11 protein-coding genes and 1 tRNA gene are annotated in these 19,581 nt (G+C 51.8%); 5 read left to right on the plus strand and 7 right to left on the minus strand.

Going from position 1 to position 19,581, the window contains the following annotated elements:
* Window positions 1–30 precede the first annotated feature (30 nt).
* The 3 genes from L6468_RS04155 to L6468_RS04165 form a co-directional block, all read right to left on the minus strand.
* Window positions 31–1,779 (minus strand): alpha-galactosidase D, encoded by a 1,749-nt coding sequence (locus L6468_RS04155; protein WP_237795605.1) that lies wholly within the window; start codon window positions 1,777–1,779, stop codon window positions 31–33.
* Window positions 1,780–1,938: 159 nt separating this feature from the next.
* A complete protein-coding gene (locus L6468_RS04160; protein ID WP_237795608.1) occupies window positions 1,939–3,189 on the minus strand; it encodes an L-rhamnose isomerase in 1,251 nt (416 codons plus the stop codon).
* A 12-nt stretch (window positions 3,190–3,201) separates the two neighbouring features.
* Window positions 3,202–4,683, minus strand: a complete 1,482-nt coding sequence (locus tag L6468_RS04165; RefSeq protein WP_091851579.1) for a rhamnulokinase — start codon at window positions 4,681–4,683, stop codon at window positions 3,202–3,204.
* Between the two features lie 175 nt (window positions 4,684–4,858).
* Here L6468_RS04165 and nhaD point away from each other — a divergent pair, with 175 nt between their 5' ends.
* A complete protein-coding gene (gene nhaD, locus L6468_RS04170; RefSeq protein WP_237795615.1) occupies window positions 4,859–6,190 on the plus strand; it encodes a sodium:proton antiporter NhaD in 1,332 nt (443 codons plus the stop codon).
* A gap of 56 nt (window positions 6,191–6,246) precedes the next feature.
* Here the strand turns inward: nhaD and L6468_RS04175 are convergent, their stop codons facing one another.
* Genes L6468_RS04175 through L6468_RS04185 form a run of 3 tightly spaced genes read right to left on the minus strand, consistent with a single transcriptional unit; the run spans window position 6,247 to window position 12,684 of the window.
* Window positions 6,247–7,119, minus strand: coding sequence for a helix-turn-helix domain-containing protein (locus L6468_RS04175; RefSeq protein ID WP_091816131.1), 873 nt, complete (start codon window positions 7,117–7,119; stop codon window positions 6,247–6,249).
* A 20-nt stretch (window positions 7,120–7,139) separates the two neighbouring features.
* Entirely contained in the window at window positions 7,140–9,863 is a 2,724-nt protein-coding gene (locus tag L6468_RS04180) for an ATP-binding protein (protein WP_091816129.1), read from the minus strand.
* A gap of 1 nt (window position 9,864) precedes the next feature.
* Entirely contained in the window at window positions 9,865–12,684 is a 2,820-nt protein-coding gene (locus L6468_RS04185; protein ID WP_237795617.1) for an ATP-binding protein, read from the minus strand.
* 117 nt (window positions 12,685–12,801) lie between these two features.
* Between L6468_RS04185 and L6468_RS04190 the strand changes: the two genes are divergently transcribed.
* On the plus strand, window positions 12,802–14,085 hold the full coding sequence (locus tag L6468_RS04190; protein WP_237795619.1) for an O-acetylhomoserine aminocarboxypropyltransferase/cysteine synthase family protein: 1,284 nt from the start codon (window positions 12,802–12,804) through the stop codon (window positions 14,083–14,085).
* Window positions 14,086–14,648: 563 nt separating this feature from the next.
* Here the strand turns inward: L6468_RS04190 and L6468_RS04195 are convergent.
* Window positions 14,649–14,722 (minus strand) — tRNA-Gln (locus L6468_RS04195).
* Between the two features lie 176 nt (window positions 14,723–14,898).
* On the opposite strand from L6468_RS04195, the gene rsfS reads away from it, so the two are divergent.
* From rsfS to L6468_RS04210, 3 genes are read left to right on the plus strand one after another with little or no spacing between them, the layout of a single operon-like run.
* A complete protein-coding gene (gene rsfS / locus L6468_RS04200) occupies window positions 14,899–15,258 on the plus strand; it encodes a ribosome silencing factor (protein ID WP_237795626.1) in 360 nt (119 codons plus the stop codon).
* 19 nt (window positions 15,259–15,277) lie between these two features.
* Window positions 15,278–17,344 (plus strand): ATP-dependent zinc metalloprotease FtsH, encoded by a 2,067-nt coding sequence (ftsH, locus tag L6468_RS04205; protein WP_237795635.1) that lies wholly within the window; start codon window positions 15,278–15,280, stop codon window positions 17,342–17,344.
* 55 nt (window positions 17,345–17,399) lie between these two features.
* Window positions 17,400–19,574, plus strand: coding sequence for a tetratricopeptide repeat protein (locus L6468_RS04210; protein ID WP_237795637.1), 2,175 nt, complete (start codon window positions 17,400–17,402; stop codon window positions 19,572–19,574).
* The last annotated feature ends 7 nt before the right edge of the window (window positions 19,575–19,581 follow it).

The raw sequence follows: 19,581 nt of genomic DNA on the forward strand, positions 1-19,581 counted from the left end.
TGAATTAGTATTGTTTGTTTGTTAAATGAATTATTTCCTGATTATCTTGCGGTTGTTGCTCACCACGATGCCGTGAGCCTGTGCGCCCTTCACCTCGCGTCCCTGCAAGTCGAACAGACGTTGAGGCTTGTTTGCCTCGTCTTTTATCATGCCAACGGAAGTAGGTATAGCAGGCGTCACGTCGATATAGTCCATATCGGGCAGCCAGCCACTGGTATTCACTAAGCGGATGGTGTTCTCACCTTTCTCCAGAGTGATGTCGAGCGTTTTCTTGCCAACCTTTTCCCAGCCACCAGAATTGCAACTGAGTCCTTTTGCTTTCTTGCCGTTCACATAGACATTGATAGTGCGATTCTCACCACAGATATAGCCGATGGTGAGTTTGTAGTCACCACCTTCCTTGCTGTACACATTGCTCCACTCCAGGTAGTTGTTGCTGTTGCTGCCACCGATGTAGCCCACTTTGTAGCCACCAGAGCAGTAGGAGGCCTCTGAGTACTGGCAGATGTTCCAGTCAATCTCAGAATAGGCCTTGCTGTAGCCCGTCTCTGCCTCATAGCGGGTGCGCTCCAGTCGGGTGTCGGCCTCGGCCACATAGATTTTTGTGCCATGCTTGGGAACGGTGACCTCGTAGGTCCCGTAGAACTTGCCGATATCCTTCTTTGTGAAGCAGTCGTGCAGTGCCACACTGTCGGCCAGGTCTATATCCTTGAAGTTCAGTGTCACCTTCTTGGCCGCATCGTTGGGATTGTAAATGGCGAAAGCACGTTTGTTGCCATAGTGCTTCTCAATATCCTTCACCATGATGTAGCAGTCGTTGACCTTGGCTGCCAGATAGGCCTGCTGGTAGAGTGTGTCCTGATTCAGGGCGATGAGTTCCTTGTTCTTCAGCAGGTTGAGGTTGGTGGTGCTGAGGCTATTTATATTACAGCCGATAAGCAGAGGCGAGTTCATGATACACCACATGCCAAAGTGGGTCTTGGCTTCTTCGGCGGTGAGTTCATTACCCCATTTGTTGACACCCACTTCGAGCATATCCATGTCGTTGTAGTGCCCCTTGCTGCTGTAGGCACTCATATAAAGGTTCTGCTTCAGGATGTCCTTTATGGAGTCCCAGTTGGAGAAGATGTCCTGCGTGGTGCGCCATGAGAAACCTGCATTGTTAGCCCATGTGCCAGGGTAAGCCCAACGGCAGATGTTCATGCGTACATCGGTACGACCGGTATTTTTGATAGCTTGGGCGATAGCGGTATAGCGGGCCTTCTCGTCAAGATCCAAACCGTCCTTATTATGAACGGGGTCGCCACCACAGAAATCCACCTTAATAAAGTCGAAACCCAGTTCCTTGAAAAAGAAGTCACAATCCTGCTGGTCGTGCTGATACAGCCCCACGCCTTCACCGTCTTTGTCGCCGCCATGGTAGCTGCCGCAAGTGTTGTAGCCACCATCACTGTAGATGCCGGCCTTCAGGCCTTTTGAGTGAATAAAGTCAACCACGGGTTGAAGTCCGTTGGGAAAGCGTGTGGGGTGAATCTTCAGTTTGCCCGTTGCTGCATCGCGTCCGCCAAAATAGCCGTCATCAATATTGATATGGTCGTAGCCCGCGTCAAACAGCCCCTTCGAGACCATTGCAGCTGCCTGTCCCTTGATAATCGATTCACTGATGTTGAGTTCAAACGTGTTCCACGAACTCCATCCCATTGTTGGTCCATCCTGTGCTGTTGCTGTTGTGACAGACATTGCTGCAAACAACACCAAAGATTTTATTTTTTTTCTCATCGTTTATAGTTTAGGTAATAATACTCGGTTTTAAACGGATGCAAAATTACAATTTTTTCAACAATAAACGACCTTTTTCCCTACATTATTTATTTAAAAGGATGAAAAAAGGGCCCCCGGAATAAGTCGGGAGCCCACCAAAATTACCTAAAACAGTGATTAGCGCTTGCTCGTCACATTCTTCTCGTACTCCTGGATGGCAGCGATATACTCCTCGCCCACGGGTACGTTGTTCTTCAGGTTGAAGTAATCGAACACAGCACCGAAAGGCATTGACTTAGCCTCTTCCATCAGTGCCAGACGCTCGAAGTACTGACCGTTGTCCTCATATTCGCGGAGCTTAGCCTTGGGCTCGAGCAGAGCCTGGAGGATACACTTCTGAGTGGCACGGCTACCGATGATGTAAGCACCGATACGGTTGATGGAAGCATCGAAGTAGTCGAGACCTACGTGAGCGCGGTCCAGGGCATCGCAGCGTACCAGTTCCTTGAACAGATCCAGTGTCTGGTCGTTCATGATGGTTACGTGGTCTGAGTCCCAACGTACAGGGCGGCTCACGTGGAGCATCAGCTCGGGCACGTACATCAGCAGGGTAGAAACGAAGTCAGATACGTTCTCTGTCTGCTCGTAGTGACCAGTATCGATGGTGTACATCTGCTTGCGGGTAGCGCAGTAAGCGGTGTAGAAGTCGTGTGAGCCTACAGTGTAGCTCTCCAGACCGATACCAAACAACTTAGCCTCAAAGCAGTTCTTCACGCCGTCGAGCTTCTCCTCCATAATCTCGTCGAGAGAAGCAGCCAGCAGCTCACGATACTTCTTGCGCTGTACGGGCATATCCTTGCTTCCGTCGTGTACCCAGATATTCATGATACAGGGGTCGTTCTGTGCCTTACCCATGGCGTCGGCGATACGACGGCAACGTTTGGTGTGCTCAATCCAGAAATCACGGATGCCCTTGTCGGGGTTGCTCAGTGTGAGGTCTCCACTCTTGGGGTGAGAGAACGAAGTAGAGTTGAAGTCGAGCTTCATGTTGTTCTCCTTAGCCCAGTCAATCCAGCTCTGGAAGTGCTCTACGCCCACCTGGTCGCGGTCTACGAACTTACCTCCGAAGTCACCATATATCTCGTGCAGGTTCAGGCGGTGGTTACCACCCAGCAAAGTCTTTACGAACTCAATATCCTGACGCACCTCGTCGATGTTACGGGCACGGCCGGGGTAGTTACCTGTGGTCTGGATACCACCAGAGAGAGCCTCGTTGCGCTCGAAACCTACCACGTCGTCGGTCTGCCAGCAATGCAGAGAAATCTGCTGTTTCTGGAGCTGGTCAAGTACGGCATCGGTATCGACGCCAATAGCAGCATAGCGGTCTTTCGCTACGGCATAAGCTTTTTCAATCAGTTCTGCTTTCATTTGTTTTGTTTTTTATTTGTTGATGATATTTAGATATTTCTGATAAGCCTCTTCCCAAGCCGCCTTGTCCTGTGGCTCGTATTTCACCATCTCGATGGAGTTGGCGATGATCTGGCGCATCTCCCAGATGTCCTTCACCATATTGGCCGCCTTGGCCTGCAACATGATATTGCCGATGGCCGTGCACTCCTGGGGTCCTGCCAGTACGGTGGCGCCTGTAGAGTTGGCAGTAAACTGGTTCAGGTATTTGTTCAGCGAACCGCCACCGATGATATGGAGCACATCCAGGCGGAAGGGGGCAAACTCCTGCAGCCAGGTGAACACCTGACGATAGCGCAGGGCCAGCGAGTCGAAGATACAACGGCATATCTCTGCTGGTGTCTCAGGAACGGGCTGGTTCGTGTCGCGACAGTATTTCTGAATGGCAGCAATCATACTTGTGGGAGCCGCAAAAGCCGCATCATCAGGGTTGATGATAGAGCGGAAGGGCTCTACCGTCATGGCCTGACCCTGCAGTTCGGGGTGTGACAACTTGCGTACCTCCTCCGGCCACTCCAGGCGGCAGCGCTCATAGAGCCACATGCCACAGATATTCTTCAGAAAGCGTGTGGTACCCTCGATGCCACCCTCGTTGGTGAAGTTGCGCTCGTACGAGAGATCGCTGATCACGGCATCCTTAGTCTCGATACCCATCAGACTCCAGGTGCCACTGCTAAGATAAGCAAATTTCTCGTCCTTGGCAGGTACGGCAGCCACAGCGCTGCCAGTGTCGTGACCGGCTACGGCGATGACAGGTACCGGACCCAGACCAGTGAGGCGCTGCACCTCGTCCGTCAGTACCCCAATCATGGTGCCTGGGTTCACCATCTTGCCGAATTTGGCACGTGTCAGTCCCAGTGAGTTCAGCAGACGCTCGTCCAGTTGCTTTGTGCGTGGGTCGAGGAGCTGTGATGTTGAGGCGATGGTATATTCGCAAACCTCGTTGCCCGTGAGCATCCAGCTCAGTGCATCGGGCACAAAGAGAATCTTCTGCGCGTTGCGGAAAGCCGAGTTGCCCTCGCGCTTCATGGCGTAAAGCTGGAAGATAGAGTTGAAGTTCATGAACTGGATACCAGTGACGTCGTATACCTCACGTTGCGAAACAACGTGGCGCAGGTAGTCGTCCATGGCGTCGAAGGTGATGGGATCGCGATAGGCACGTGGGTTTCTCAGGATGGCACCATCGTCGCCTATGCACACAAAGTCCACCCCCCAAGTGTCGATACCTATAGAGGTGATCTCCAGTCCACGTTGAGCTACCTCTTTCAGACCCTTGATAATCTCGAAGTAGAGGGCGTAGATATCCCAGTAGTAGTGACCGCCCTGCTCAATGAGGTTGTTGGGGAAGCGGGTCACCTCTTCCAGTTCAAATTTCCCGTCTGCGATATTGCCGATGATGGTGCGTCCGCTGGTGGCGCCCAGGTCCACGGCAAAGAAATATTTCTTATTTTCCATTTGATGTTTTAGTGTTTTAGCCTAATTGCCCACAAAAGTACAGAGATTTGCCCATTCTTGACCTCATAATTTGATTTTTGGGCATAGTTTTTTGTTTGAATCACTTTTTTTCGTACTTTTGCAGCCAATTTGTGAAGACGACATTATTAATATTATAAAAAGTATAGCATAAGACATGACATTTACAGTTTTGATTATCACACTTTTCGTCGTGGGCTACCTGTGTATTGCCCTCGAGAGTGTGTTCGAGATCAACAAAGCAGCTATCGCCTTGTTGATGTGTGTGGGGTGCTGGACATTGCTGATGGTTGGTGTGCAAGGATTCTTTCCTGACATGCCCGATGGTGTGAGCTATGTCACAGAGCGCATTCAGCATCATCTGGGCGATGCTAGCGAGACCCTCTTCTTCCTGATGGGCGCCATGACCATCGTAGAGATTGTGGACTCCAATGGCGGTTTCAACTTCGTGCGCGATGCCATCAAGACGCGCTCAAAAAGAAAGCTGATGTGGCGCGTGGCCTTCATGACCTTCTTCCTGTCGGCCATCCTCGACAACCTCACCACCTCTATCGTGATGATTATGGTGCTGCGCAAACTGGTGCAGAGTCGCGAGGAGCGCCTGATCTATGCCGGCCTGATTATCATCTCGGCCAACTCGGGTGGTGCTTTCTCGCCGATTGGCGACGTGACCACCATCATGCTGTGGATCAAGGGCGTGATAACGACCCAGGGCGTGCTGACAGAAATCTTCATTCCTTCGCTGGTGTCGATGGTGATTCCTGCTGCCGTTCTGAGTCTCCAGTTGAAAGGCAAGTTTGACAAGGAGCAGAACCTGAAGTGCACGGAGATAACGGCCTTTACTAAGAATCAGCGCAAGGTTATCTTCTGGTTGGGCGTAGGCGGACTGGTCTTCGTGCCTGTCTTCAAGACCATCACCCACCTGCCTCCGTTTATGGGTATCCTCCTGGTGCTCGGCCTGCTGTGGACGGTGACGGAAATCTTCCACCGTATGCAGGAGACGGGTGAGGACGACACCATGGCAAAACGCGTCAGCGACCTGCTGTCAAAGATAGACCTCTCTACTATCATGTTCTTCCTGGGCATCCTGATGGCTGTGGCCGTGCTCCAGGAAATCGGTGTGCTGAAGACGATGGGTGAGGGACTGAACGAAGCCTTTGCAGGCAATTACTATCTGATTAACGGTATCATCGGTGTGCTGTCGTCTATCGTAGATAATGTACCGCTGGTAGCCGGTTGTATGGGTATGTATCCTGTATCAGATGTTGCAGGCGATGCGATGGCTGTTGACGGCGTGTTCTGGCAGCTGTTGGCCTACTGTGCCGGCGTAGGTGGCTCCATGCTGATTATCGGCAGTGCTGCTGGTGTTGTCGTGATGGGCCTCGAGAAGATTTCCTTTGGCTGGTACCTGAAGAAAATAACCTGGGTAGCTTTTGCCGGTTATTTGGCTGGTATAGGATGCTACTGGGTAGAGAAACTGTTCTTTTAGGAGTTAAGGAGTTAAGACGTCAGTTTTGTCTTAACTCCTTAACTCCTTTAACTCCATCATTGATTACGTAGTTCACTGGGCTTCCTACCAGTCTTGAGCTTAAACTTGGCAGAGAAATAGTCGGGCGACTCGAAATTGAGTTGGTAGGCTATTTCCTTGATGCTCATATCCGTCGTGGAAAGCAGCTCCTTGGCACGCTGCAGGCGCAGGTCCTGCTGATAGGTGGCAGGCGACAATCCCGTATGTTCCTTGAACAACTTGCGGAAATTAGAGTAGCTGACACCCAGTTCCTCGGCCACCTCTTGAATGGTGAGCGAACTCTCCAGTGATTCGCGGATGCGCAGACGCGCCTTGTTGATCATGTCCACATGCGTCTGGTTGCGGCTCTTCAGTTCTATGTTGCGCTCCAGCGAATACATCATGCCAATCAGGTGGTTCACGATGCCGGCCATCAGCTGCTGCGAGTAGGCCGCCTCTTCCTGCGCCGTCTTGTAAGCCTGTTTGTAGAGGCTCACCACCGCATCCGAGAAGCCCACGTGATAGACAGGCTTGGTGGGTGACAGGAAACCAGCCCTGACGCGTGCGTCCATGTTTTCGCCCTTGAAACCAATCCAGTATTTCTTCCAGCCCTTCGGACCTACGGGGTGATAGCTGTGCCACTCGCCAGGGAAAAGCAGGAAGAAGTCGCCCTCCTTCAGGTGCACCTCAGGTACGGTGCGACTGTGGAAGATACCTTCACCTTCGATGATATAAAGCAACTGATATTCAGACAGGACTCGTCCTTTCTCCAGTTCAAAATAGTAGCCGTCAGCATGACCTCTAGTAGGATAAGGGTCGTTGGGCCCTATCTCTTCATAGCCAATTGTCGTTGCTGTGAGTCCCCACAGGGCATCACGGTCGCTGGCCAGCATATATTTACTTATCTGCATTGTTTTGTAGAAGATTATATTTAGTCTTTATTGAGTTCACAGGGAATCCACAGCCAGAAGGTAGAGCCTTTGCCCTCGCCCTCGCTGAACACGCCAATCTTTCCGTTGCACCGTTCGGCAATGGTCTTGCAGATACTCAGTCCCAGACCCGTGCCCTGTACGAAGTCGTTCAGTTTGACGAAACGCTCAAAGACGCTGGCCTGCTTGTCCTTCGGGATGCCTGCACCAGTATCTTCGCAGTAGATATAGAGTCCTTCGTCCTGCTTGCGGTACCCCACCTTGATATGTCCCTCGCGGGTATATTTCACCGCATTGGTCACGAAGTTGGTAATCACCTGTTGCACGCGTCCCTTGTCCAGTGTGGTGTTGAGCGTGGGGTAGGGGTTCTCCTTGAGGAACTCCACGCCGGGCTCCTGCACACGCTGTGCCAGTGTCTGACAGATATCGTCGAACACCTGCGAGAAGTCCACGTCAGTAGGCGCGATAGCCAGTGTCTGTCCTGTGCCAGATGCTTCCAGAATATCGTTGATAAGTCGGAGCAGCATGTCGCAGTTGTTGCGTATGATGCGGATAAACTCCTGACGGTCTGCCGGCTCGTCGATAATCTGGAGCAGGTCACTGAAACCTACGATGGCATTTAGCGGCGTACGTATCTCGTGGGTCATATTGGCCAGGAACGCACTCTTCATGGTGCCCGATGCCTCTGCCCTGGTACGCTCCTTCTTCAGTTGCTCCTGCACCGTCATCAGGTCGTTCACATTCTTCAGCACACCGAAATAGCCCGTGCACTCGCCGTCGTCCTCAATAATGGGCATACCACTGATGGCATACCACTGTGGTCCGTTGTCGATGGGTGTCGACAGGAAATGGTGGGTGTTGTTAAACGGCTGCCTCGACTCCATCAGTGCCTTGAGGTTGCTTGCGGCAGCAGCCCGCTCGTCCTCAAACATTGAGTTCAGGTAGTCCTCAAACGACTCCTTGAATTCATACGACGACAGCGACCTTGAGAAGATAATCTCCATCGTCTTGAAACTGATGGACCATACAAACATGTTACCATTCTTCAGCAGGTAGTTCAGCTCGTGCTCATAGCGGCTCACCCGCTTGCTGATCTGTTTCAGCTTCTTCTCGTGCTTGCGCTGCTCCAGGTCCATCTCACGCTCTGCGGTGACGTCGCGCGAGGTGACGATATAATACAGCAGGTGGTCCTGGTCATCGAAGGTAGGACGTATTCTGAAGTCCAGGTATTTGTCGATGCCAATCTCAGGGTAGTACATGCGCTGGCACACGTGGAACGAGTGCTTGCTAGTGCGGTCGAAGTCGGTCTGCAGCAGGGGCGCGTCAAACATGCAGGTCTTCCTGAAGTATGCCTCACTCTCCTCGGTGAATACACAGAGCTCGCGCATGCTGTCGTTGAAGTCGATGAGCTTGCCGCTGGCATCATAGAACGACATCGCGATAGCATTCGAGTGGAATATCCTGCTGTATCTGTTGGCCAGCTCCTTATTGGCGCTGTCCTGCTCCACCTCGAGCGTGATATCCTTCACGATATTGATGATATGCGTCAGTTGGTCGCCCTCCATCTCAGCAATAGAGTTGCCATGCAACTGACGTCCGTTCCATTTGAAGTCCAGGTCGAACGGCTGTTTGGCATTCTTCAGCAGGTGACCATAGACCGAACGGGCATGTTCTACGTCGGATGGGGCTATCTGGTCGAAGAACTCCTCCACGTCCATGCCTTCCTCAGGCACCAGGTTGCCATAGACATTACTAATCTGTCCGGTAGCCTGGTTATGCTCAATGACGTAGAAACGGCCCATGCTCAGAGCCTGCGCCATGATATTTCCAAGGTCTCGTGTTTTCTCCGCCTTTTTCCTGATCTGACGTCTGAGCAAGTGACTGAGAATCATGAAGACGATAATCAGCATCACCACCAGGCCGATGATGAAGAACACGTATCTGGGCGTGTTGTGGTGGATGCGCTCCGGGTGGAACCACTTGTCAGTGATCACCTCCAGCTCGCCTTCCTGCATCATGCGGGCAAACTCCTCGTCGATGTCGTTGATCAGTTCCTCGTCCGTACTCGTGAAGTGCAGTTCACCGGTGGGGATGTCCACGTCGCAGGTCCTCACATTGTCGAGCGCCATCTCCTGAATCTCCTGCCGCAGGGGCATGCTGCCCCATAGGTAGTACTTGATCTCGCCGTTCGACAGTGCCACCAGGGCATCGTGGGGATTCTCGTATCTGACATGATACGGACGGAACTCCTGCTGGTTCAGGTATACGGCCGCATAGTCGTTGTTCTTGACCACGATGGTGTCCCCGCTGGTCAACTGCTTCAGCGAGCGCAGTGGCGGGGTGTCATCGCGATAGGCCACCTCAATCTTATAGAACGTCATGAAGTTCTGCGTCTGTACATACGGTGGCTTGTCATAGACCACGTCCAGGGCGTGAATCATGTCGGCCTGTCCGTTTTCAAAAGCCTCGATCGCCTTGGTCCAGTCGCGCATCTCGAAGCGGTGGGGTATCTCCAGCTTGTTGAGGATGGCATCCATCACCTCCACGCAGTAGCCCGTGGGCGTGCCATTCTTGTTGAGCTCGTAGGGCGGGAAACTCCAGTCGCACACCATCACCAGCGGGTCGGCCTCCGTATACGGACGTCCGTGCCTGCCTTGCGGTGCTGCTGTCATGGCGGTGAGCGCTGACAGTGCCAGGATCAGTGTGATGATGTGTCTCTTGATCATATCAGATATTCTTCCGTTCTATTTCCTTGGCCTTACAGGGAATGGCAAACCATACGGTGGTGCCCTTGCCCTCGGCCGACTTGATTTTGATGCTGCCGTTCATGAGCCTGGTCAGCTCGTGACAGATGCTGAGGCCCAGTCCGGTGCCATTGTTGGCCCCTGTAGAGAAACGCTCAAAGATATGGTCGGTCAGCTCGGGCTCGATGCCGCCGCCCGTATCCTCCACAGCCACGATCAGCTGGTCGCCCGTGTAGTCATAGTGCACGCGGATGGAGCCCTTCTCCGTAAACTGCTTCGCGTTCTTGATCAGTTGCTCCAGGATAACCCCGATGTTCTGCACGTCGATGTCGAGCACCATGTGACTGTAGTGGTTCTCCACTATGAAATTAACGCCCTCCTTCGTGTGATTATTGCCCCAGAAGGTGTTGCACATGCTGTCAAACGCCAAGGCGAAGTCCGTGGGCTTTGTCTTTATCTCGATCATGCCCGCGTCAATTCTCGACAGGAACAGGATATTGTTGATCAGTGCCAGCAGCGTGGCGGCGTTGTTCTTGATCTCTTCTACGAAGAGAACCTCGTCCTCGGGCGAGTGGGGCATCTGGAAGAACTCCGCGAAACCCACGATAGAGTTGAGCGGCGTGCGTATCTCGTAGTTCATATTGTGCAGGAACGCGTTCTTGATGGTCTCCACCTCCTGCGCCTTCACCGTTTCCTTCTCCAGCAGCACCTCCGTGTTCTTCTGTTCGCTCACGTCACGACAGATACCGAAGTATTCCTTGCCCTGGCTGAATGTCGATGGTATCAGCAGCAGTTGGATATAGAGCGGCTGACCGTCAGGATTCTTCAGCGTGGTCTTCAGCGTGACGTCGATATGCGTGGCCTTGTGGCTGTCCATATCCATCAGCATCTGCATGGCCTGCATCCTGTATTCCTCTTCCAGCAGGTGGATGGCATGTGTCTGGGTCAGTTGCTGCTGCACGTCGCTGATGGTGCTGTAGATAGACATGATATGCGTGTCGGGCTGGTAGATGACGAAGCGCATGCCGCCCACCTTCAGTGCATAGTTGATGTTGTCGATATAGCGGCTCACCTCCTTGTTGGCCTGGGTCAACTGCTGCAGGCCCTCCAGCCTCTGGTGGTGGTAGTTGGATATATCGGTCACGTCGCGTCCTGTGCCGTATCCGCCTTGCAGCACCTTGCCGCTATCGTCGTAGAGGGGCTGCAACTTCAGTTCATAGGAGATGGCCTTCTGCACACCTCTGCCAAAGGGTACCTTCAGTCTGATGTTGGCGTAGAAAGGCTCCTGCTTGTCCTGCGGCAGGTCCTCTTCCTTCAGTCCGTAGAGGTCGCATATATGGATGTCCTTGCTCAGGATGTCCTCACGCCTGCAGCCGAAAGTATGGCAGGCCTTGTCGTTCAGGTCCACGATAAAGCCGTTCTTGTCGAAATACACCATGTCGATCATCACCGAGTCAAAGATGGCCTGATAGCGTATCAGCGTGTCCTTCACCCTGTTCTGTCGCTGGCGGTCCTCACTGATGTCATTGCGTGTGCCGATGATGACGGTAGGCTTGCCGTTGCGGTCGCGATGCAGCACAGAGAGCGAGATGGCATAGTCGTGTATGTCGCTGCTGTTCACGTCTGATGGCGCCTGCATCGTCAGTTCGGCGTTCTCCACCTCCTGACTGGTGATGCGGTTCAGTGCCTGCATCATCTGCTCCAGGTCCTGCGACGTGTAGTTGCTGAAGAACTGCAGCAGGGTGTATTCGTGCTTGTTGTTGCCGTTCTTGTCGAGCCAGGTCACGGTCTGCCGCCTGATGTCGTAGATCCATATCCTCACGTTACTGGCTTTCAGCGTCAGTGCCAGTCGGGTGTTCTCCCTGCGGATGTCGCGTGTGGCGCGTCTGGCTCGTATGGTGTAGAACAGGTAGATGCCCAGTATGCCTGCGAGGAAGAGTACCAGGAGGTTGGCCACCATCCATATCCACGAGGGGATGCCGGTGTCCTTCCGCTCAGGATAGAACCATTTGTTCTGCAACTCCTGCAGCCTGTCCTGCGCGCGCAGCACGGCATAGGTGCTGTCCATCAGCGCCAGCAGTTGCGGGTTGTTGGCCATGAACCTGTATTCGCTGTGGGGCATGTCTATGGGCTTTATCTCCAGGTTGTCGGAATGGAATTGGTTGAGCTGCCATTTCAGCGACATCGTGTTCCATACGATGATGCCCTCGCCCTCGGTGCTCACCTGCAGCATGGCCTCTTTCATGTCGTTATAGGGGATGGCGTTCTTTTCCCAGCCCTTTTCCTGCATCAGGTGGTGACTGTAACTGCCTTTGTGCACGATGACGCGGTTTCTTGCCAGGTCGTTGAGCGTCTTGATGGGCTGCTGTTCACCTTTTGCATAGACCACGCTGTGGGTGGCCAGGTTCAGCGCGATGCCGCCGTACTGGCCGTATTTGTCATGGTAGGGTGCCTTCAGGCCTATCATCACGTCGGCCTTGCCGCTTTTCAGGTCATTCAGTACTTTGCGGAAGTCTTTGAGCTTGATTTCATAGGGCATGCCCAGCTCCTCGAAAATCATCCTCATCAGGTCCACACGGTAGCCGGTGGGCTTGCCGTCTTCCAGGAAGGAGTAGGGCCATACGTCCCAGGTGTCTTCATAGACCACCGGGTCGTCAGCAGTGAAGTGGAGGGCATCTTCTGTCTGGTCCTGCGCATAACCTTGCGTCAGTCCACACAACAAAACAACCAGCAAGGCGATAAGACCTCGCTTCCATACGCAACAGTCGCTCCCCCTATGGGGATTATGCAGTGGATTGATCATCTTAGGTTGTTTTGACTGTGCAAATTTAAATAAAATCTGCGAAATAACAAAACTTTATCTTGTTTTTCCTGATTATTTCTTACCTTTGCACGCAAAAATGTTCTAAAACGTAATAAAATGAAACAGAAAATGAAGCAATCGACCCTTTGCGTGCAGGCTGGATGGGAACCTAAGAACGGTGAGTCGCGCGTACTACCTATTTATCAGAGTACTACGTTCAAGTATGACAACACGGAAGAGATGGCCGACCTCTTCGACCTGAAGAAAGAGGGCTATTTCTATACCCGTCTGCAGAATCCTACCAATGATGCGGTGGCTCGCAAGATTGCTGCCCTCGAGGGTGGAGTAGGGGCTATGCTTACCAGTAGCGGTCAGGCTGCTAATTTCTATGCCATCTTCAATATCTGTGAGGCTGGCGATCATTTTGTGACTTCCAACGAGATCTATGGCGGCACCTACAACCTCTTTGGCGTGACGCTCAAGAAACTGGGTATCGAGTGCACGTTCGTGAATCCCGAGGCTTCTGAGGAGGAGATCAGTGCTGCCTTCCGTCCCAATACCAAGGCGCTGTTTGGCGAGACCATCTCTAACCCTGGCTGTAAGGTTCTGGATATCGAGAAGTTCGCTCGCATTGCCCACCAGCATGGTGTGCCCCTGATTGTCGATAATACCTTCCCCACGCCTATCAACTGCCGTCCCTTTGAGTGGGGCGCCGACATCGTGACCCATTCTACCACCAAATATATGGACGGCCATGCCACGCAGGTAGGCGGCTGCATCGTGGACAGCGGTAACTTCGACTGGGATGCCCATGCCGAGAAATTCCCTGGTCTCTGCACCCCCGACGAGTCTTATCATGGACTTACCTATACCAAGAAATTCGGTAAGATGGCTTATATGACCAAGCTTACGGCTCAGCTGATGCGCGACCTGGGCAGTATTCCGTCGCCTCATAATGCCTTCCTGCTCAACCTCGGACTGGAGACGCTGCATCTGCGCATGCCCCGTCATTGTGAGAATGCCCAGAAGATTGCCGAGTTCTTGCAGGCCGACGAGCGCGTGGCTTGGGTGCACTATAGCGGACTGCCCTCTGACGAGAGTCATGCCCTGGCACAGAAGTATCTGCCCAACGGCTCTTGCGGTGTGATTGCCTTTGGCCTGAAGGGAACACGCGAAACGGCCGTGAAGTTCATGGATTCTCTGGAGCTGATCTGTATCGTGACCCATGTGGCCGATGCCCGTACCTGTGTGCTGCATCCTGCCAGCCACACCCACCGTCAGCTCTCTGATGAGCAGTTGCGCGAGGCAGGCGTAGCTCCCGACCTGATTCGTCTTTCCGTAGGTATCGAGGATGTCGATGACCTCCTGGCTGATATCCGTCAGGCACTCGACAAGATTTAATCTGAATAAAGTAAATAAATCCTGTTGTTTGAGCGTTACGTCGTTTCTCCGCGGGCGATACGTCGTTTCTCTCATCGCAACTCGTCGTTTCTCTTAACGACAATGCCAAGTGAAGTGCAAGGTGAATGCAGAGCCGGGCTCGCTCGAGCTTTGCTGAGCCGCAGCCTTCACTCGCGATGCATCTCAAATGTATTGCAAAGGTACGAAGAATAACTACGCAAAACAATAGTTCTCCCCGGTTATTTTTAGGAGAATGCAAAATATTTTTAGTGAATTATTCTGGCCTGAACGGCTGTCCCTAACACACTAACGCCCTAACGCCCTCACATTAGGGTTTGTTAGTGTTAGGGTGTTGTTATGATTTATATTATATATTATATATATTATAATATATATAATATATAATATAAATATAATGTTGGTTGGGATTCCATTGTTATATTCCAAGAATTCAAATGTGAGTGTGTTAGGGTGTTAGGACGTTAGGGTGCTGTTTTTAATGGGCCATGGCGAGAGGGTAGGATATAACAAAAAAATGGATGTGCTTTTGCACATCCATCTTTTGGTTGGGGTACCCGGACTCGAACCAGGAAAGGCAGGACCAGAATCTGCAGTGTTACCATTACACCATACCCCAATTCCTTTGCATCAAGTTGTCGTTTTCTCGATTGCGGGTGCAAAGGTACGACTTTTTCTTGAATCTCCAAAACTTTTTGCAACTTTTTTTCAAAAAATCCGTAAAAATATAGAGAAATCGTTGTGACTTCAGATAAATTTCGTATCTTTGCAATCAAAATACACATTATTATATAAATGGAACAAACAAAGAAATTAGTAAACGTAATTATAGAGGGAATACAAGAAAAAAAAGGTTCACAGATTGTAGTGGCCGACTTGAGTGAGATAGAAGGCACTATCTGTAAGAATTTCATTATTTGTCAGGGTAACTCGCCTGCACAGGTGGAGGCTATTACTGAGAGTATTGCTGAGATGGCACGTAAGAAGTTGGGCGAGAAGCCTGCTCACGTGGTGGGTCTGGAGAACGCCCAGTGGGTGGCTATGGACTATACCGACGTGATGGCGCACGTGTTTCTGCCCGATGTACGCGAGTACTACGACCTGGAGCATCTGTGGGAGGATGCACCAGTGGAATATGTCCCAGATTTAGACTAAATGCACATAACTATATTGTATGGATCAGAATCAAAACCCGAACAATAATCAGCCGAAGATGCCCAGGTTTAATATGAACTGGGTGTATCTGCTCGTGATTGCTGCCCTGGCATTCTTCTATTTTTCAAACGGAACCGGTGGCCTACAGGAGCAGGGCAATACGCAGGGTCAGGCTTCGTATAGCGAGTTCAAGAACTTCGTGAAGAATGGCTACGCCAACCGTATCGTGGCCAACAAGAGTACGGAGACGCTGAAGATGTATGTGAAGCCCGACAGTATTCAGGCTGTGTTTCATAAGACTACGGCGACAACAGGCACGGAGCCTTACCTGAGCGTGGAGTATGGCAGCAATGCCAAGGTGGAGGAATTTGTAGACTCTGCCCGCGCACGTGGCTACTTCACGGGTAAGTTTGACTACGAGCACGAGGCCAGCAATGGCATCCTGAGCTTTATCATCACCAGTCTGCTGCCTATCTTCTTTCTGGTATTCCTGTGGATGTTCTTCATGCGCAGGATGGGCGGCGGTGGCGGCATGGGTGCCGGCATCTTCAACGTGGGCAAGAGCAAGGCCAAGATGTACGAGAAGGGTGGTGAACTGGGTATCACCTTCAAGGATGTGGCTGGTCAGGCTGGTGCCAAGCAGGAGATTCAGGAGATTGTGGATTTTCTGAAGAACCCGCAGAAATATACGGACCTGGGTGGTAAGATACCCAAGGGTGCCCTGCTGGTAGGTCCTCCGGGAACAGGTAAGACACTGTTGGCCAAGGCCGTGGCAGGCGAGGCCGGCGTACCGTTCTTCTCGATGAGTGGTTCTGACTTTGTAGAAATGTTCGTGGGTGTGGGCGCGTCGCGTGTGCGAGACCTGTTCCAGCAGGCTAAGGCCAAGAGCCCTTGTATCATCTTCATCGACGAGATTGATGCCGTGGGCCGTGCCCGTTCGAAGAACCCTGCCATGGGTGGTAATGATGAGCGCGAGAACACGCTGAACGCCCTGCTGACGGAGATGGACGGTTTCGGCACGAACAGCGGTGTGATTATCCTGGCAGCTACCAACCGTGTGGATATGCTCGACTCGGCCCTGCTGCGTGCCGGTCGTTTTGACCGACAGATTCACGTGGACCTGCCCGACCTCAACGAGCGTAAGGAGGTGTTCATGGTGCATCTGCAGCCCCTGAAGCTCGACGAGACGGTGGATGTGGACTTCCTGGCACGTCAGACGCCTGGTTTCTCGGGTGCCGATATCGCGAATGTATGTAATGAGGCAGCGCTGATTGCTGCTCGTCATGATAGTCAGAAGGTGGGCAAGCAGGACTTCCTGGATGCTGTGGATCGTATCATCGGTGGTTTGGAGAAGAAGACGAAGGTGATGACGGAGGCCGAGAAGCGTTCTATCGCTATCCATGAAGCTGGTCACGCTACCATTTCATGGTTTACACAGTATGCTAACCCCTTGGTGAAGGTGAGCATCGTGCCACGTGGACAGGCGCTGGGTGCTGCCTGGTATCTGCCTGAGGAGCGTGTGCTGCAGACCAAGGAGGCGATGCTCGACGAGATGTGCTCGCTGCTGGGCGGACGTGCTGCCGAGGAACTCTTCGTGGGTACTATCTCTACAGGCGCAATGAACGATCTGGAGCGCACCACCAAACAGGCTTATGGCATGATTGCTTATGCCGGTATGGGTGAGCAGTTGCCTAACATCTGTTATTATAATAATGCGGAGTATCAGTTCCAGCGTCCTTATTCGGAGACAACGGCCAAACTCATTGATGATGAGGTGCTGAAGATGATCAACGAACAGTATGCGCGTGCCAAGCAGATACTGACAGAGCATGCCGAGGGTCACGCCCAGTTGGCTCAGCTCCTGGTGGAGCGTGAGGTGATCTTTGCCGAGGATGTGGAGCGCATCTTTGGCAAGCGTCCCTGGACCAGTCGTGCTGATGAGCTCCTGGAGGCTCAGATGCGTGCCGAGGCCGAGAAGATGGCTGAGGAGCGCACCAAGCAGCTGGAAGCGCAGCAGCAGGAAGCCAAGGCGCTGGATGCCAAGGATACTGAAGAGTCGAAAGATACAGAAGGGAATGAGGCTTAGGATTCAGCCTCATTCCTTTACCAATAACTAACTAAAATTTTCAAACCTAAAACCTATGAAGTTAAAACTAATCGCACTGTTTTTGTTGATTGGTGCAAGTCAGGTGCTGCATGCACAAACCACAGACCAAGTTCCTGTTGGCGATACCGTCTATTTGTATAACCCTGCAAACGAGAAGTTCTTTGTTGGTGAGAACCAGTATAAGACGCAGGCCAGTCTGTCTGCGAATCATGCCTATAAGGTTGTGGTGAACAAATATCTTGACCAGAACAACCAATGGGATGGTAAGACCTACGTGATGACGGACTCCGTAGAGGCTGGTAACTATGGTTTCAGCTATCGCAACATTTTCATTGATGCAATAGACTGTGTTGTCTGGGTGGATCAATCAGAGAGGTCGGAATTTAGTGACTATCTGTGGGAAATCGTTCCTTCCAAGACGATGAAGGGTGCTTTCAATATCTATCCTGCAGAAGCGAACAATGCCTATAAACATAGCAATATGCCTGACAGATGGCTGGGATGCTGTGATACCACGGCTCTGGAATATCCGTTGGTATCGTTGGTGAAGACAACTGATCCCAAGGCATCTATCGATTGGACCTTCGTGCCTATGGCTCAAGGTGACAAGATGTTGGCTGAGCGTCATAAGGCATTGGCACAGAAGCGTCTGGCACTCCTCACGGGTGGAAAGCCGGTGACGAGTGAACTGAGCATCACGCCACTGCTGGTCAATCCCCAGTTCTCTGATTCCAAGGCAAGTGGCTGGCATACCACGTTTGACGTGAAGCGGGGTACCGTGACATGGTGTGGTGGTGACCAGTCGAATCCATGTGCAGAAGCATGGCAGTGTAACTTCGATTTCTGTCAGAAGTTGGAGGGAATGCCAACGGGTTTGTATAAGGTAGACATGCAGGCGTTCGCCAGAACCAATGAGCCCAGGTTTGCATGGTATGAGCGCGACTCGGCCTTTATCAGCACCGTGATCTATGCGAATGAGGCAGAATTGCCCGTGCACAACCTGATGCGCAACACGTTCCCCAACAGGAATGACTATGACTTCCTGCGACCAGCCATCGACGGCACCAACAAGGCTGCATGGGAGACCGTAGAGGGCTCTTATGTCCTCAATAATCTGCGTGCTACGTCGTTGGCCTTTGCCAAGGGACTCTTCGACCAGAGCATCTATTGCTATGTGGGTGATGGCACGCTGCAAGTGGGCATCAAGGAACCTATCGTGCGCAATGGTGCGTGGTCGGCATGGGATAATCTGAGAATTACTTATTTGCCAGAGACCAAGGAGAATTACGCGAAGGCCATCAGATATCATGTGGAGAAGGCTAAAGAGATAGAGAAAATAGCCAAGACGATGAAGGGTGTAGATGTAAAGTCTCTCACGAAGGCACTCTCTGGTATAGAGAAACTGTTGAAACAGGGCTCTGTCAGTCAGTTGCGCGACAGGCTGGCGCTGATCAATAAGGCGATGAAGCGTACCAGGGAGGCCATGCTTGCCAGTCTGCATTTTGCAGCCCCCATGCAGGTGACATCCATGAATCCCACAGTGGACAAAAGGCGCCAGGAACTGAATCGTATCCATACGTTGGGCCTGTCGTACCTTACCCTGGGGGCAATGGCGGAGAAGGATCAGAATATGGAACTCTCGTTGAAATACTTTCAGTCTGCAAGTGACTTGTATGCTGCTTATCCAGATGCTTTCTATCGTCAGCTCATTGCTGTGGCAAGAGTCATATACTACCAGCAGCTTGCTGCAGAACATGGGGATGAGGCTGCAAATACCGTGGTGACGTTGATAGAGCGTTTGGAGCCTTATAACACCAATGCTATTCTAAAAGAACTGGATAATATCTATCCGAAGGCTGGCGAATTGCTGTCTGTCCAAAAGAATTATTCAAAGGCAGAGGAGATATATATAAAGGCTGCCAACCTCAGTTTGAGACTTGGTAATATAGAGGAACTTGCCAATCGTTTTAATATGTTGGCCTACTGCTTAGCCTATCAGGAAAAATATGACGAAGCCTTGGAGATCATCGATTCGGCCATAAAGAAGCAGCCTCAGGATGCAAACCTCTATGACAGTAAGGGTGAGTTCTACTTGATGAAGGGTGATAAGAAAAATGCGCGCAAGATGTGGAAGCAGGTCATCACCCTTGATCCCGATTTCCCACAGAAACATGAAACGGTACTCTATCAGAAACTGATAAAGAAATAAATTCGTT

The sequence above is a fragment of the Prevotella communis genome (assembly GCF_022024115.1).
Classification (GTDB): Bacteria; Bacteroidota; Bacteroidia; order Bacteroidales; family Bacteroidaceae; genus Prevotella; species Prevotella communis.